Annotated in this window: 17 protein-coding genes; all 17 read left to right on the forward strand. The window is 51.2% G+C overall.

Features of this window, described 5'->3' with window-relative positions; genetic code table 11:
* The first annotated feature begins 51 nt into the window (after positions 1-51).
* A complete protein-coding gene (locus JR334_07910) occupies positions 52-750 on the forward strand; it encodes a virulence protein (protein QRN84895.1) in 699 nt (232 codons plus the stop codon).
* Complete coding sequence (locus JR334_07915; GenBank protein QRN84896.1) at positions 743-1,156, forward strand: DUF4314 domain-containing protein; 414 nt, start codon at positions 743-745, stop codon at positions 1,154-1,156. The genes JR334_07910 and JR334_07915 overlap by 8 nt, the downstream gene beginning before the upstream one ends.
* A gap of 4 nt (positions 1,157-1,160) precedes the next feature.
* Entirely contained in the window at positions 1,161-1,379 is a 219-nt protein-coding gene (locus tag JR334_07920) for a hypothetical protein (protein ID QRN86895.1), read from the forward strand.
* Between the two features lie 109 nt (positions 1,380-1,488).
* A complete protein-coding gene (locus tag JR334_07925; GenBank protein QRN84897.1) occupies positions 1,489-3,096 on the forward strand; it encodes a terminase large subunit in 1,608 nt (535 codons plus the stop codon).
* Positions 3,093-4,322 carry a phage portal protein gene (locus JR334_07930; GenBank protein QRN84898.1) on the forward strand — a complete coding sequence of 410 codons (1,230 nt, stop codon included), beginning with the start codon at positions 3,093-3,095 and terminating at the stop codon, positions 4,320-4,322. Before JR334_07925 ends, JR334_07930 begins: the two co-directional genes overlap by 4 nt.
* Complete coding sequence (locus tag JR334_07935) at positions 4,322-5,038, forward strand: Clp protease ClpP (GenBank protein QRN84899.1); 717 nt, start codon at positions 4,322-4,324, stop codon at positions 5,036-5,038. Before JR334_07930 ends, JR334_07935 begins: the two co-directional genes overlap by 1 nt.
* 19 nt (positions 5,039-5,057) lie before the next feature.
* On the forward strand, positions 5,058-6,263 hold the full coding sequence (locus JR334_07940; GenBank protein QRN84900.1) for a phage major capsid protein: 1,206 nt from the start codon (positions 5,058-5,060) through the stop codon (positions 6,261-6,263).
* Positions 6,264-6,275: 12 nt separating this feature from the next.
* On the forward strand, positions 6,276-6,764 hold the full coding sequence (locus JR334_07945; protein QRN84901.1) for a hypothetical protein: 489 nt from the start codon (positions 6,276-6,278) through the stop codon (positions 6,762-6,764).
* Positions 6,765-6,779: 15 nt separating this feature from the next.
* A complete protein-coding gene (locus tag JR334_07950) occupies positions 6,780-7,097 on the forward strand; it encodes a phage gp6-like head-tail connector protein (GenBank protein ID QRN84902.1) in 318 nt (105 codons plus the stop codon).
* A 2-nt stretch (positions 7,098-7,099) separates the two neighbouring features.
* Positions 7,100-7,444, forward strand: coding sequence for a head-tail adaptor protein (locus tag JR334_07955; GenBank protein QRN84903.1), 345 nt, complete (start codon positions 7,100-7,102; stop codon positions 7,442-7,444).
* Positions 7,444-7,878 (forward strand): HK97 gp10 family phage protein, encoded by a 435-nt coding sequence (locus JR334_07960; protein QRN84904.1) that lies wholly within the window; start codon positions 7,444-7,446, stop codon positions 7,876-7,878. Before JR334_07955 ends, JR334_07960 begins: the two co-directional genes overlap by 1 nt.
* On the forward strand, positions 7,875-8,216 hold the full coding sequence (locus tag JR334_07965; protein QRN84905.1) for a hypothetical protein: 342 nt from the start codon (positions 7,875-7,877) through the stop codon (positions 8,214-8,216). Before JR334_07960 ends, JR334_07965 begins: the two co-directional genes overlap by 4 nt.
* A 1-nt stretch (position 8,217) precedes the next feature.
* On the forward strand, positions 8,218-8,817 hold the full coding sequence (locus tag JR334_07970; protein QRN84906.1) for a phage tail protein: 600 nt from the start codon (positions 8,218-8,220) through the stop codon (positions 8,815-8,817).
* A gap of 3 nt (positions 8,818-8,820) precedes the next feature.
* A complete protein-coding gene (locus JR334_07975) occupies positions 8,821-9,207 on the forward strand; it encodes a hypothetical protein (GenBank protein ID QRN84907.1) in 387 nt (128 codons plus the stop codon).
* A 214-nt stretch (positions 9,208-9,421) separates the two neighbouring features.
* A complete protein-coding gene (locus tag JR334_07980) occupies positions 9,422-11,890 on the forward strand; it encodes a phage tail protein (GenBank protein ID QRN84908.1) in 2,469 nt (822 codons plus the stop codon).
* Between the two features lie 12 nt (positions 11,891-11,902).
* On the forward strand, positions 11,903-12,676 hold the full coding sequence (locus tag JR334_07985; GenBank protein QRN84909.1) for a phage tail family protein: 774 nt from the start codon (positions 11,903-11,905) through the stop codon (positions 12,674-12,676).
* 4 nt (positions 12,677-12,680) lie between these two features.
* A complete protein-coding gene (locus tag JR334_07990; protein ID QRN84910.1) occupies positions 12,681-15,200 on the forward strand; it encodes a phage tail protein in 2,520 nt (839 codons plus the stop codon).
* Positions 15,201-15,304 lie beyond the last annotated feature (104 nt).

Genomic DNA, 15,304 nt, shown 5'->3' on the forward strand with positions numbered 1-15,304 from the left:
TGCACGGAGGACAAAACCCCTGCAAAATCAAGGAAAATGGAGGAAACGAGCATGAGACTTTCTTACAACGTAACAGGCCCTGAACGTAAAACACTGGTCGCAGCCATCAGCCATGAACTAAACGCCCCGACCAATTACCTCGGAGCGCCGACATTCGCCTACGAGATTGGCGGCTACCACATCGACAAGACCGGCACAGTCACGGGCGAGGACAACCGGGAGCTGGTCGCTAACCTTTGCGGTTTGCACAGCTTCAAGGCAGTCACCGAAGAATACGATGAGCTGGCGACTGGACCCAGCAGCACATACCAAGCGGATCTCAGCGACCGCCTGACCATCGAAATACCCCTTAACGGCTTTACACCTGAAAAACTCGACAATCTCTCCAAACTGGTGAATGCCAAAGCCCCGCTTCTCAAGGCGTCGATCGGAACGGATGACCTGCCGATTAAGCAGACCGCTGACACACTGCAGTTCCCCTGGTTTAAAGGAACAATTGATGCGGAACACACAGAAGCATACACCACGCTGATCAGCCTGCTTTGCAAAACTGCAATTGAAAAGAAGCGAATCACGGCAAGAGAAAAAGACATCGACAGAAACCCGAAATACGCCATGCGGTGTTTCCTGCTCTCCCTTGGATTCATCGGCGACGAGTACAAAGCAGCTCGAAAGATATTACTTTCAAGACTTGAAGGCAATTCAAGCTGGAAAGGCGGCAAGAAAATGGAGGTGTCAGACAGTGAATAGTTTCATATCAAAAGCAGCCCTCGAAGCACGGAGGGCAAGGTACAAAAAAGGCGCTCGTGTTGAACTGATTTCCATGACTGACCCCTACACCAAGCTGAAACCCGGCGACACGGGAACGGTAGACTTCGTAGACGACACAGGCACGGTTTTCGTTATCTGGGACAGCGGCTCACATCTCGGAGCAGTTTTTGGCGAGGATGAAATCAGACTGCTTTCCAAAGCCGAGGTTGTCAAAGCACAATGTCGTAAGGTGGCGGCCACGGGACGCACGAATATGTTTGATACCAAGGCAGTGTTCAAAATTGCGATGGAGATGGGATTCAACGAATTAGCGAACTTCATTTCCACGGACACCAAGCGATATGCAAATCTGATATTGACAGGGGAACTTGAAAAAGTGGAGTGAAGGAATTATCTACTGCCCATCGACAGGCAGCAAGTACAAATACTGGGTCAAGCATTATGAGGGAAGCTCTCCGTTCGGTATCGACGGCGGCAAAATCAGCAAGCTGACACTACGCAAGTTCGGCGAGACCCGCGACCTTTGCAGCTATGACAGGGGCTGGGATATCGAACCGGGTGACGAAGTCAAGGCGGTCTACACCATCATCCTCAGCAAGTACAACTAAACACGAAACAACCGAAAGACAGACACCCCGATAAGGGGCTGTCTCTCGTACAGATAGATTTTGATGACTTCTTCGGAGGTCTTTTATTTTGCGCGAAAGGAGGACGACGATGCCTGAATTCAAATACAAACCAACACCACTCATGCTGCCGACCAGCCGATACGATGTACGGCGAGCGGATTTTGCGGTTAATTTTATATCCATGCTCAAGCACACCACCGGCGAATGGTATGGAAAACCTTTTCAGTTGATGCCGTGGCAGGAGCAAATTATCCGAGATATTTTTGGCATCGTCGGAGAGGACGGTTATCGGCAGTTTCGCACGGCGTATGTTGAGGTCGGTAAGAAAAACGGTAAGTCGGAACTGGCGGCGGCAATCGCCCTCTACCTTTTGTTCGCCGATGGCGAAGCGGGTGCCGAGGTCTACTCCTGTGCCGCCGACATCAATCAGGCGAGTATTGTTTTCAATACTGCCAAAGCGATGGTCGAGCAATGCGGCGATCTGGCAAAGCTGTCAAAACTTGTGCCGTCAACCAAGCGGATTATATTCCCGCACACCAACAGTTTTTATAGAGTGCTGTCCTCGGAAACAAAGTCCAAACAAGGCTTCAATGTTTCCGGTCTTATATTTGATGAACTCTTCGCCCAGCAGACCCGCGAACTGTTCGATACCATGACCAAGTACACGGGTGACGCCAGACGGCAGCCCCTCTACTTTCTCATCACTACAGCGGGCAGGGATAAGACGAGCATCTGTTATGAAATCCACCAAAAAGCTAAAGCGGTTATGGATGGCTCGAAAATTGATCCATCCTTCTATCCTGCTGTATTCGGCATTGAAGAAGATGACGATTGGAATGACGAAGCCGTCTGGCGACGGGTCAATCCATCCATCGACGTAACGATTCCTTTTGAAACGGTACAGGCTGCCTATGAACAGGCGAAACAGAACCCCGCCGAGGAGATGCACTTTCGGCAGTTCCGCCTGAACGAATGGTGCAATGCTGATATCAGGTGGATGCCTATGGACAAATGGGACGTCTGCGGCGAAGACATAGACTTTGAAGAATACGAGGGTCGGGATTGCTATTGCGGTCTTGACCTTTCCAGTACCGGAGACCTTACGGCTCTGGTTCTGGTATTCCCACCGGTTGGGAGTGATACCAAATACACAGTGATGCCGTTTTACTGGCTGCCGGAAGATGTGATTGACCTGCGGACAAGGCGCGACCACGTTCCTTATGCCGTATGGAAAAAGACAGGAGTGTTCAACACCACCGAGGGCAATGTGGTGGACTATGACTACATAGTGGCTTTCATCGCCAAGCTGTCGGAGCGTTTTAGAATTCGTGAAATCGCCTACGACCGCTACGGTGCGGAGAAGATACGCCGTGACCTTGAAGAACTGGGTGCGGAGCATGGGTTTACGGTGTTTCCGTTCGGCCAGGGTTTCATTTCCATGTCCCCACCTTCAAAGGACTTCTTTCAGTTTGTGATGGAAGGCAAAATACGCCACGGCAAACATCCTGTCCTCGACTGGAATATGGGTAATGTCATCGTCGACCAAGACGCTGCAGGAAACATTAAACCCAATAAAAAGAAATCAACAGAGAAAATAGACGGTGTGGTCGCGCTGATCATGGGACTTGCGAGGGCAACCCTCGGCGGTGGTATCAACGACAGTGTCTATGATGAAAGGGGGTTGTTATTTATATGAGCAGATTCTCAGGGTTGTTCCGCTCACGGGATAAGCCTAAAAACCGTGTCGGCGGCGGCTGGAGTTTTCTCTTCGGTGGCACAACCAGCGGTAAGGCGGTCAATGAGCGAACGGCGATGCAGACCTCAGCGGTCTATGCTTGCGTCCGTATCCTTGCCGAATCGGTGGCGGGACTTCCGCTCCATGTATATGAGCGAACCGCCAACGGGAGCAAATCCACAAAACCATCGCATCCCCTCTACCGGCTACTTCATGATGAGCCTAACCGCGAGATGACTTCATTTGTGTTCAGAGAAACACTGATGAGTCATCTTTTACTTTGGGGCAACGCCTACGCACAGATTATCAGAGACGGCAGGGGGTTTCCCATTGCACTCTATCCACTCCTGCCCGACCGAATGGCTGTGGATAGAAACGAAATCGGCGAACTGGTCTACACCTACCAAAGTGACAAGGGGCAGGTCAAATTACGGCGTGAGAACGTCCTGCATATCCCCGGCTTGGGCTTTGACGGCCTTATAGGTTACTCGCCGATTGCGATGGCAAAGAACGCCGTGGGGCTTGCCCTTGCAACGGAGGACTACGGCGCTGCTTTTTTCGCCAACGGTGCGAATCCCGGCGGTGTGTTAGAACACCCTGGTGTCATCAAGCCAGAACAGGCCGACAGGCTCAGAGAAAGCTGGCAGTCGCAATTCGGAGGCGCAAATGCACACAAAGTAGCGGTTTTGGAGGAAGGTCTTAAATTCCACCAGATGTCCATACCGCCGGAACAGGCGCAGTTTTTGGAAACACGTAAGTTTCAGATAAATGAAATCGCCCGTATTTTCAGAGTGCCTCCTCATATGGTCGGCGACCTTGAAAAGAGCAGCTTCTCCAACATCGAACAGCAGTCTTTAGAGTTCGTCAAGTATACCCTCGACCCGTGGGTGGTCAGGTGGGAGCAGTCTTTACAGCAGGCTCTCATTCTGCCATCGGAAAAAGCGACGATCTTTATCAAGTTTAATCTCGACGGACTACTTCGCGGCGACTACCAAAGCCGTATGCAAGGCTATTCAACAGGCATTCAAAACGGATTTATGTCGGTCAACGATGTACGTGGCTTGGAGGATATGAATCTGCTGACTGCCGAGGAAGGCGGCGATCTGCACTTCGTCAACGGCAACATGGTCAAGCTGGCCGATGTTGGAGCAGCATACAAACCAAATGAAACGGAGGATACAAGCTAATGGCAAAAAACAAGAAGTTTTGGAACTGGGCGCGTGATGCTGACGAAAGTGGCGAGCGCGTCCTTTACTTTGATGGAGAGATCTCGGATGAGACTTGGTGGGGTGATGAAATCACTCCGGCAATGTTCAAATCGGAACTCTTCTCAGACAAGGGTGACATCACCATCTGGCTAAATTCGCCCGGCGGAGACTGCATCGCTGCAAGTCAAATCTACTCCATGTTGATGGATTATCCGCACAACGTCACGGTCAAGATTGACGGCATCGCCGCTTCTGCGGCAAGTGTCATCGCTATGGCTGGCACGAAAGTCCTCATGGCTCCCACCGCCCTGATGATGGTGCACAATCCACTGACCATCGCCATCGGTGACACGGACGAAATGCAAAAAGCCATCTCCATGCTGGACGAGGTCAAGGAATCCATCATCAACGCCTACCAAGTCAAGACCAATCAGTCGAGAGCAAAAATCTCCCACTGGATGGACGCAGAAACGTGGATGAACGCAAACAAGGCGATTGAACTGGGTTTCGCTGACGGTGTGCTGGAAGACAGCAAAAGACATCAAGCCACTCCGACCTATGCGTTCAGTCGCAGGGCAGTCACCAATTCATTGCTTGATAAGGTAAAGACCAAAGAACAACCGCAACCGAAATCTGAACCGCAAGGCGTACTCGCTGAGTCGCTTCAAAAGCGGCTCAATTTGATTATCCACTAAATTTATGGAGGTAATGACTATGAATAAAATCCTTGAACTGCGCGAGAAGCGCAACAAAATCTGGAACACCGCAAAGGAGTTCCTCGACCAGAAGCGCGGCGCTGACGGGTTTGTTCCCGCTGAAGCTGCCGCAGAGTACGACAAGATGGAAGCCGACATGGTCGCTCTCGGCAAGGAAATTGAGCGTCTGGAACGCCAGGCTGCCTATGACCTTGAGATGAGCAAGCCTACATCCGCTCCTATTTTGGGCGCGCCGAACAAGTCCACTGAGGACAAGACTGGCCGTGCGTCCGCCGAATACAGAAAAGCATTCTGGAATGCCATGCGCACTCGTGGCAACGAGGGTCTTGATATGAGTGTAAAGAATGCCCTGCAAATCGGCACCGACTCCGAGGGCGGCTACCTCGTGCCCGACGAATTTGAGCGCACGCTTGTGGAAGCTCTCGACGAGGAGAATGTCTTCCGCAGGTTGGCAAACGTCATCACCACCTCTTCCGGTGATCGTAAAATTCCTGTCGTAGCATCCAAGGGCACCGCATCGTGGATCGACGAAGAAGGTACCATCCCCGACAGCGACGATGCTTTCGGCCAGGTGTCCATCGGCGCTTACAAGCTCGGTACGCTCATCAAGGTATCCGAGGAACTCCTAAACGACAGCGTGTTCAATCTCGAAGCTTACATTTCCAGAGAGTTTGCAAGGCGCATCGGTAATAAAGAAGAGGACGCCTTCTTTACCGGCGATGGCTCCGGCAAACCCACCGGCATCCTTGCTGCGACTGGCGGTGCACAGCTTGGCGTAACCACGGCAGGAGCTACCGCCGTCACGATGGATGAGGTGCTTGATTTGTTCTACTCGCTTAAGGCACCTTACCGTAACAAGGCTGTATTTGTTATGAACGATGCTACTGTAAAGGCCATCCGTAAGTTAAAGGATGGGCAGGGCCAGTATCTGTGGCAGCCCTCCCTGCAAGCTGGTACCCCTGACACCATTTTGAACCGTCCTGTTTACACCTCCGCATATGTACCTACCATCGCTGCGGCCGCCAAGACCATTGTGTTTGGAGACTTCAGCTATTACTGGGTAGCCGACCGTCAGGGGCGTGTGTTTAAGCGACTGAATGAACTCTTCGCTGTCACCGGGCAGGTGGGCTTCGTTGCCACCCAACGTGTGGACGGCAAATTGGTTCTGCCGGAGGCTATCAAGGTTCTCCAGCAGAAAGCTTAACGGAGGTGCAATATGAGCTATAACACAAAGAACTATACCGAACAAGGCGGCGAAAAAACCGTCATCGGCGGCACGCTGGAAATCAAGGAGGGAGCCTCGGTAACGGGGCTCTCCGCCGACCCTCTCCTTGTGGCAACTGGGGATACTCTTGGCGGTGTAAAAGCCGCCGCTGCTGGTGAGGATGACACTGTCGAAGTGAAAATCGGCGATGACAGTAAGCTGTATGTGCAAGCACTTGCTGCGGCAACAGATGAAACTTTAGGCGGTGTGATAGCTGACGAAGCAACCGAGGACGACACCGTCGAAGTGAAAATCGGCGAAGACCATAAGCTGTATGTCCCGACATATCCTACCGATGCTACGGAGTCAGTCTCCGGACTTGTGAAAGCTGCTGCGAATCAAGCTGACAGCATAGCTGAGGACACAGCCACTCTTGTCACGGATTTCAATGCCCTGCTCGCAAAGCTGAAAGCTGCGGGATTGATGGCAGACCAAGAATAATGGAGGTGAGCGGCGATGACGCCAACGGAATTGTTGCCAAAAGTCAAAGAAAACCTAATACTGACACACGCTGATGACGACGATCTGCTCCTGCGCCTCATCGCCGCCGCTGTCAATTATGCCGAGAGCTACCAGCATATTGCGGAGGGCTATTACACCGAAAATTCTATGCCCGCCGCAACTGAACAGGCCGTAATCATGCTTGTATCGAATTGGTACGAATCCCGCGATGGCTCAACGGCCGGTTTCTTTGCCGACAGCGTTCAGGCTTCTCAACAAGTCTGGAATACGGTCAACATGCTTATGCGTCTTGACAGATTGTGGGGTGTGTAAGCATGGGATACGGAAAAATGAGTACGCCAATCAACATCATCTCAACCGATCCAGTCAAAGATGCGGAGGGCTTCGTCACCAAAGGCGACAACATTATCGCTTCGGTTAAGGCCTATAAGGAAGTTCGCAACACCACCGCAAAATGGGAACGGATTATTGGGAACGCAGCGTTTTCAAGCGTAACAGCGATGTATCGCTTCCGCAAAATTCCAGGCTTAACGGTCACGACTTCACACTTTATCTCCGAAGCTGATGGCCGCTATAACATTATTAACGCGGAAGATGTACGTGGACGCGGGATGTATATCGAAGTGTTGGCGGAGAAATTGGAAGGGACGGTGAGATAATGGCAAAAATCGAGATGAAAATGCCGGAGGAATTCATCTTAAAACTCTCTCGCCTTGGCAATAAAACGGATGAAATTATCCCCAAAGTGCTGGAAGCAGGCGGTGAAGTCGTTCTTTCTAAGGCAAAAAGCAACCTCTCCTCTGTAGTCGGGCATGGCACGAAAACAAAGAGTCGTTCCACAGGTGAGTTGGAAGACTCTCTCGGTTTGTCGCCTGCGAAGCAGAAACGGGACGGCTCAGGCTGGGATATCAAAATTGGTTTTGCCGAGCCAAGAAGCGACGGCGACAGTAACGCCAAAATCGCTAATATTCTCGAATACGGTAAGCACGGTCAGTCGCCGAAACCCTTCATGAGACCAGCCCGAAGACAATCGAGGAATGCGGCTATTGAAGCGATGAAGGAAAAATTCGACCAGGAGGTGGAGCGCATATGAGCATTTTGCAGGAACTGAACGCGCTGCTCTCTCCTCTACTACCGGTGGAAACGGGCATATTCAGCGGTGTTGCACCCAACGAGTACCTTGTTCTCACACCGATGACGGATGAGTTTGCCTTGTTCGGGGATAATACACCGCTTATTGATGTGTCCGAGGTGAGGATATCCCTGTTTTCAGAAGGCAATTACATCAACCGGAAAAATCAGATTACCGCCGTCCTGCTTGGTGCGGCGTTTACGATAACAGATCGCCGCTACATCGGCTATGAGAACGATAGCGGCTATTATCATTACGCCATCGATGTGGCGAAAGAATACGAAACGGAGGAAATATAACATGGCTACAATTGGTCTTGATAAACTCTACTACGCAACAGTCACCGAAGCGCCTATTACGGGTCACGAGACCTACGACACTCCGGTAATGCTGGCTAAGGCAATCTCAGCTGAATTATCTATCGAACTTGCGGAAGCGACACTCTGGGCGGACGATGGTGCCGCTGAAATCATCAAGGAATTCAAAAACGGTAAGCTTACCCTTGGTGTGGATGACATCGGAAAAACCGTCGCCGCAAAGCTGACAGGAGCGACCATGGATGGAAACGGCGTTCTTATTTCGGCTTCAGAGGACGGTGGCGACCCTGTTGCTATTGGATTTCGGGCAAAAAAAGCAAATGGTAAGTACCGCTACTTCTGGCTTTACCGCGTGAAGTTCGGCGTTCCGTCCACCAATCTCGCCACCAAGGGCGATAGCATCACCTTTTCCACACCGAGTATTGAAGGTACTGTTTCCCGCCGCAATAAACCGGACGGCAACGATCGTCATCCTTGGAAAGCGGAAGTTAACGAAGATGATGTGGATGTGCTACCAGGTGTGATCAGCGGTTGGTATACAGAAGTGTACGAACCTGACTTTGACACGGGTTTGGAGGGTTAATGCATGGATAACGAACGAAGTGCAGTCATAAAAATCGGCGATGAAGATTATCAGTTGATTCTGTCCACCCGTGCTACAAAGGAAATCGCCAAACGCTACGGCGGACTGGATAACTTGGGTGATAAGTTAATGAAGTCAGAAAACTTCGAGATGGCGCTGGACGAGATTATTTGGCTGATTACGCTCCTTGCTAACCAGCCCATCCTCATCCACAACCTGCGCAACAAGGAGAAACCGAAAGATCTGCTGACCGAGGAGGAAGTGGAATTGCTCACCTCGCCACTTGAACTGGCGGCGTATAAGTCGGCAATTACCGAGGCGATGTTCAAAGGGACGGCTCGTAACATCGAAAGCGAGGATGGTGAACCAAAAAACGCCGAGGTCGGGTAAGCGACGATGAGTTGTTTACCCGACTTTTATATTACGGTACGGTTCATCTGAATCGCTCCGAAGAGGAAACGTGGCTCACCCCGATAGGGCAATTGCTGGACTTGTGGGAATGCCATCGCCAGTTCCTCGGAATGACCAAACCAAAGCACGAACAGTTTATCGAAGATGTCATCCCTGATGGCATCTAATTTTTTTGAGGGAGGAGGTGTTTTAAGTGGCTGATAACTTCGGGTTGAAAATAGGCGTCGAGGGCGAAAAGGAGTTTAAAAGCGCACTGCGAGATATAAACCAGTCGTTCAAAGTACTGGGTAGCGAAATGAAGCTGGTAACGAGCGAGTTCGACAAACAGGATAAATCCATAGCAGCTACTGCCGCTCGCAACGAAGTCCTCAATAAAGCGATCGATGCCCAGAAGGACAAAATCTCCACCCTTGAAGCCGCTCTTCGAAACGCCTCCGACAGCTTTGGTGAAAATGATCGGCGCACTCAAAACTGGCAGATCGCTCTCAATAACGCCAACGCGGAACTGAACAACATGGAGCGTGAATTGGAAGAGTCAGCGGAAGAAGCCGACGACCTTGGCGAGGAACTGGAGGACGCTGGCGACAGCGCCGAAAAATCCGGCGGAAAGTTCGAGAAGCTGGGCGGCATCCTCAAAGGCATTGGTGTGGCAATGGGCGCGGTGGCTGTTGCCGCCGGAGCCGCAGCCGTCAAACTTGGCAAAGAAGTCATATCCGCCTATGCGGACTACGAACAACTGGTCGGCGGCGTGGATACCCTCTTTGGTGAGGCATCGCAGTCTGTTCAAGGGTATGCCGAAAATGCCTTCAAGACCGCCGGTATGTCCGCCAACGAATATATGGAAACCGTCACGGGCTTTTCGGCAAGTCTTATCCAGTCCCTCGGCGGCGATACCGCAAAAGCAGCGCAGGTTGCGGACATGGCGATTACGGATATGGCCGATAACGCCAATAAAATGGGTACGGACATCGCATCCATCCAAAATGCCTATCAGGGTTTCGCCAAGCAGAACTACACGATGCTCGACAACCTGAAACTGGGCTATGGCGGCACAAAGTCTGAAATGGATAGGCTCTTGGCTGATGCCGAAAAAATCTCCGGTATTAAATACGACCTCTCTTCATTTTCCGATTTGACCGAAGCAATCCATGTCATTCAGACCGAAATGGGGATCACAGGAACGACCGCCTTGGAAGCCACGGAAACAATTACTGGCTCTATGGCGGGAATGCAATCGGCTATCGGCAACTTGATGGCGGGTTTGGGTAATGCCAATGCTGATGTAGGACTTTTGATTGGTAATGTGGTCGAAGCGTTCCAGAACGTCGTGAAAAACATTGTTCCAGTTATTGAGAATATCGTAAGAGCACTGCCCCCTGCCCTTGACGGGATACTACAGGCAATCGGTGATTTGCTTCCGACTCTGCTCGCTACGGTAGTCGACCTTTTCACACAGGTGCTGACAACGATTTTAACGCTTTTACCCGAACTTATCCCCGCTGCCGTGGATGCTGTTATGACCATTGTGGGTGCGCTGATTGATAATCTTCCATTACTTATTGATGCAGCGGTTCAATTAGTGACCACTCTCGTTACAGGCATCGCCGATGCACTTCCACAGTTGATACCGGCGGCGGTGAACGCTGTGATCACAATCGTTCAAGGCTTGATGGAAAGCCTGCCTATGATACTTGATGCCGCCCTTCAACTGATTCTTGGACTGGCACAGGGAATCCTGGATGCACTGCCCCAATTGATCGCTGCTCTGCCCGCTATCATCCTCGGCATTGTAGATTTTATCATCGGGGCCATCCCGAAAATTATTGATGCAGGGATTCAGCTACTGGTGTCCTTAGTAGACGCCTTGCCTGAAATCATCACGGCAATTGTGGCGGCTATACCGCAAATTATCGAGGGTTTAATTACAGCGATCCTCGGCTCTATTCCCCAGCTTATTGACGCCGGGATTCAGCTGTTAATTTCGTTGGTTCAAAACCTGCCGCAGATTATAACTGCCATCGTGGCGGCGATACCACAGATCATCTCATCGCTTATTACGGCGATTATCGGGAGCATCCCGCAGCTTGTGGGAGCGGGCATTCAGCTGTTCGTGGCGTTGATAAAGAACCTGCCAACCATCATCGTGGAAATCGTAAAAGCGATACCTCAGATTATTACGGCTATCGTGAAAGGCTTTACCGGTAACATCGGTAAAATCGTGCAAGTCGGTAGCGACCTTATCAAGGGGCTGTGGCAGGGTATTTCGAACGTCACCGATTGGATTTGGGGTAAAATCTCCGGCTTCTTCGGAGGGATCGTCGACGGCATTAAAAACTTCTTCGGTATCCGTTCTCCCTCCACCTTATTTGCCGGACTTGGCGAAAACATGGGTCAGGGCATCGGTGTGGGCTTTGAACGGGCGATGGATGAAGTCGCCGACGATATGCAGAACGCTATCCCCACCGCTTTTGATACGCCCGGCATAAATATGGGTGATGTGACAGGAAGTTATGGCGGCTTGGCGGTATCAGGTATGCCTTCTCTCATCAACATACAGCAGATGATTGTCCGCAGCGAGGACGACATCCGCAGAATATCACAGGAACTGTACAACCTGATGCAAACCGGCTCGCGGGCGCAGGGGCGGTTTAGCCCGGCATAAGGAGGTGTTGGCGTGGGCTTTATTTTCAACGGAATCTCATCACAAAGCATGAACGTCAAGGCTCGGCTGACCTCTTGGCAGGCTTCGCCACCCTTGCGCAACTCCTTTGTTTCCATACCCGGCAAGCCCGGCGTGGCAGACTTTGGCAGTGATAGCGCAGAGCGGGTCATAACCGTTCGCTGTAATATCGCTCCAAAGCACAACCTCGCTTCATTGGTTGGAGTTCTGGATGGTCTGGCAGAATGGCTTGACCCGGATAAAGGGCTGAAACAGCTTGTGCTTGACGATGTAGCCGACCGCTATTTCACAGCGCGACTTCAGACGGAAGTGAACTGTGAACGGCTTATTCGCTCAGCGGGTGCATTTGACTTGAACTTCGTCTGCCCCGACCCACATGCTTACGCTTTGACGGACGAGGGTTTTACGCTAACCCAAGCAGGCGCGAATGCGGTCACGAGGAGTAAAGGCAATACAGACTCTTTGCCTGTCTTCCTTTTGAAAGGCATCATTCCATCAGGGGCATCAACCTATGTGTCGTTGAAAACAAATGACGAAGAACTTCGCGTTATCGGTGTGCTGGCTGCCGGGGAAACCCTTGTCATCGACAGCGGTTTGGTTACTGCCAAGGTGGTAGACGGCACGGGCGAAACGCTCCGAAATGGTCTGCCGCTGCTTCAAGAGTTGAATTTTCCAATTCTTCGCAAAGGAGCGAACAGCGTAACCATTACGGCAATCGGTGCGACCTTTACAGAACTGCAAATACAGGCGAAGAGCCGTTGGAGGTGAGGACATGGCGGTAAAATCCATATTGACTTCTCAAACAGACTTTACAGGCGAGATCCCTGTAACCGAAAAAACATCCGCACTCTGGCGTTTCAACGAATCCACGCCGGACAGCGATACCCGCCTTACAGACTCCTCCGGCAACGGACGACATTTTACTGTCTCCGGCTGGAGCGGCACAACAGCCTCTTTACTAAACGGCAGGTTTGGGCGGTATTTTCGCATAAACATCAACAACCCAACCACAGAAAAGACGCACCTTGTCGCCACCAACGACGGTACATTCTTTTCTTATCTCGGTGATAAAATTGCCGTCGGCGGTTGGGTAAATCCGACCACCTATTCTGTCGGGCAGAACTTCATTCCGCTTTTCAATACAAGGCAAGGACCCGGTCAGCCAATTTTATATATTTCCCTCTATCAAGGGCGGCCGCGAATGATGCTCTATAATTCGGCGGGCACGCTTATCCTTGACCAAACCGAAACACCTGGATTCAACATGGTCAATGGTGGTTGGTATTTCCTCTCTGCCATCATAAATGCGACGGACAAAACATCTCAGATAGTTCTGTGCAACCGTGCCGACGGTGTAGTGTGGACAGCCCCCTTGCGGACATTTACTGGTACATTGAATCCATCCTGTACGGCGGATATCGTCATGGGAATGCACGCAAACCAGTATTACTACGCAGGTGGCTTGGACGAGTGGTTCTTTGAAACAGACAGCGACTTAACTATTGATGATTTGATTCACTATTTCCGTCAGGCGATGCTTGCCAATGGCGGAGATACTTCGGGTAACGTGGATGCGCTAACTGAGCCGGGAGCTGTTACCCTACGGAAAGGCATTGATAATCTCTACCCCGAAAGCGGCCAACTGACGACGATTGCTGCCGAATGCAACCTTGCCGGGAGCGGTCGGGTATCGGCAACAAGCGAATACACGGCGGGCGTCACGTCCATTTCACTGATAGAAACATCAACCTCAGATGATTTACAGGACTGGTCGGCATGGCAGACAGTTGGCACGAACGGCGAACTGTCCTCACCGAATCGCTCATATATCCGTTACAGGGTAACGCTCAGCACCAGCGATACGACGGTCACGCCGAAGCTGCTCGATATCACACTTCATGATATCCCCAAATCTCCGTATGAGAAACTGGGTTTTGCCCGCCCCGTTGTTTTGGACGGGAACGGATCGTGGGAAACAGTTCTGGAGAATGCTTACGACATCATTGTTACGGGCGAGATCAACGGAGCGGACACCTTGGAATTCAAGCTGCCCTACAGTGACCCGAAGCGGGCGACGCTTGACAACGAGAAGCAGGTGCAGATTGCTGAGGATGTTTACCGCATACGGACAATGACGGATGAAAAAGGTTCGGATGGCAACAGCATACTCACAACGGTCTATGCTGAAGCGGCATTCTATGACCTGACTTTTTCTGCAGAAAAACAACCGATTGAATTCAACGCCGACCTGCCCGCTGCCCCGATGGCGTTTGCGCTTGCGGGCACAGGCTGGGAAGTCGGCACGGTAAATGTGATCACCCTTCGAACATGGGAATGCCAAGAAAAGAACGCACTCTCCATCCTGCGGATGGTGCAGAACATCCATGGTGGCGATTTGGTATTCCACAGCCGGGACAGGCGAGTGGACTTACTGACATTCAGCGGGACAGACAGCGGTGCGCTCTTTGCCTACCGCAAAAACTTGACGGGGATTAAGCGTGTAGTCGATACTCGATCCCTTGTTACGCGACTCTACGCCATCGGTAAAGACGGCATGACCTTTAGTGCCATTAACGGCGGCAAGGAATATCTGGAGGACTTAACCTATTCAAGCGAGGTGCGGGTAGCGACACTCGACTGCTCCAGTTTTACGAACCCCTATCAGATGCTTGAATTTACCAATATGCGGCTTGCTGAGTACGCAAAGCCCCGCGTTTCCTATGTCCTCTCGGCGATGGATTTGTCCGTATTGACAGGCTATGAACACGAGCGCTGGAATTTGGGTGATATTGTAACCGTTGACGACAGGGATTTGAATCTGACCATTAAAACACGAATTATACGCCGCCAGTATAACCTTCAAGAGCCGTGGAAAACCGTATTGGAACTCTCCACAAAACTCAGAGAACTTGGCGATTCCTCATCAGCAACGATTGCCGACCAGTTCGACCAAAGCAATCTCATCGGGCAGGAAATCAAGGATATGGTACCGTTCAACCATCTGCGAAACAGCAGAGCCGATGATGGCTTCGCCTATTGGCAAAATAGCGGCTTTGTAGTGGATACTGAAAACGGTGTATCCGGTACAGCTTCCTTTAAGGCAGTTGGTGTGGCGGATATGACCAAAAGCATGGCGCAAACAGTCTATCCAGCATCAAGACGTAACTACACTATTTCGGCTCAAATCGGCTCAGATAATCTGAACAAGGGTGCAAATGGACAGGTCGGTATCGAGGTAGTATTTGAATACGAGGACGGGACGACCGAAACACGATTTATTGATTTGTATTGAGAGGGCGGTGATTTCACATGGTATCTTTTCAACAAGTGGCGCGAGACGCTTCACCCAAAGGCTACGGCAGGCTGCGCTCCATCACCATCCGTCTTGTTATACAG

Source organism: Clostridia bacterium, from assembly GCA_016887505.1.
GTDB lineage: Bacteria > Bacillota > TC1 > TC1 > UBA5767 > UBA5767.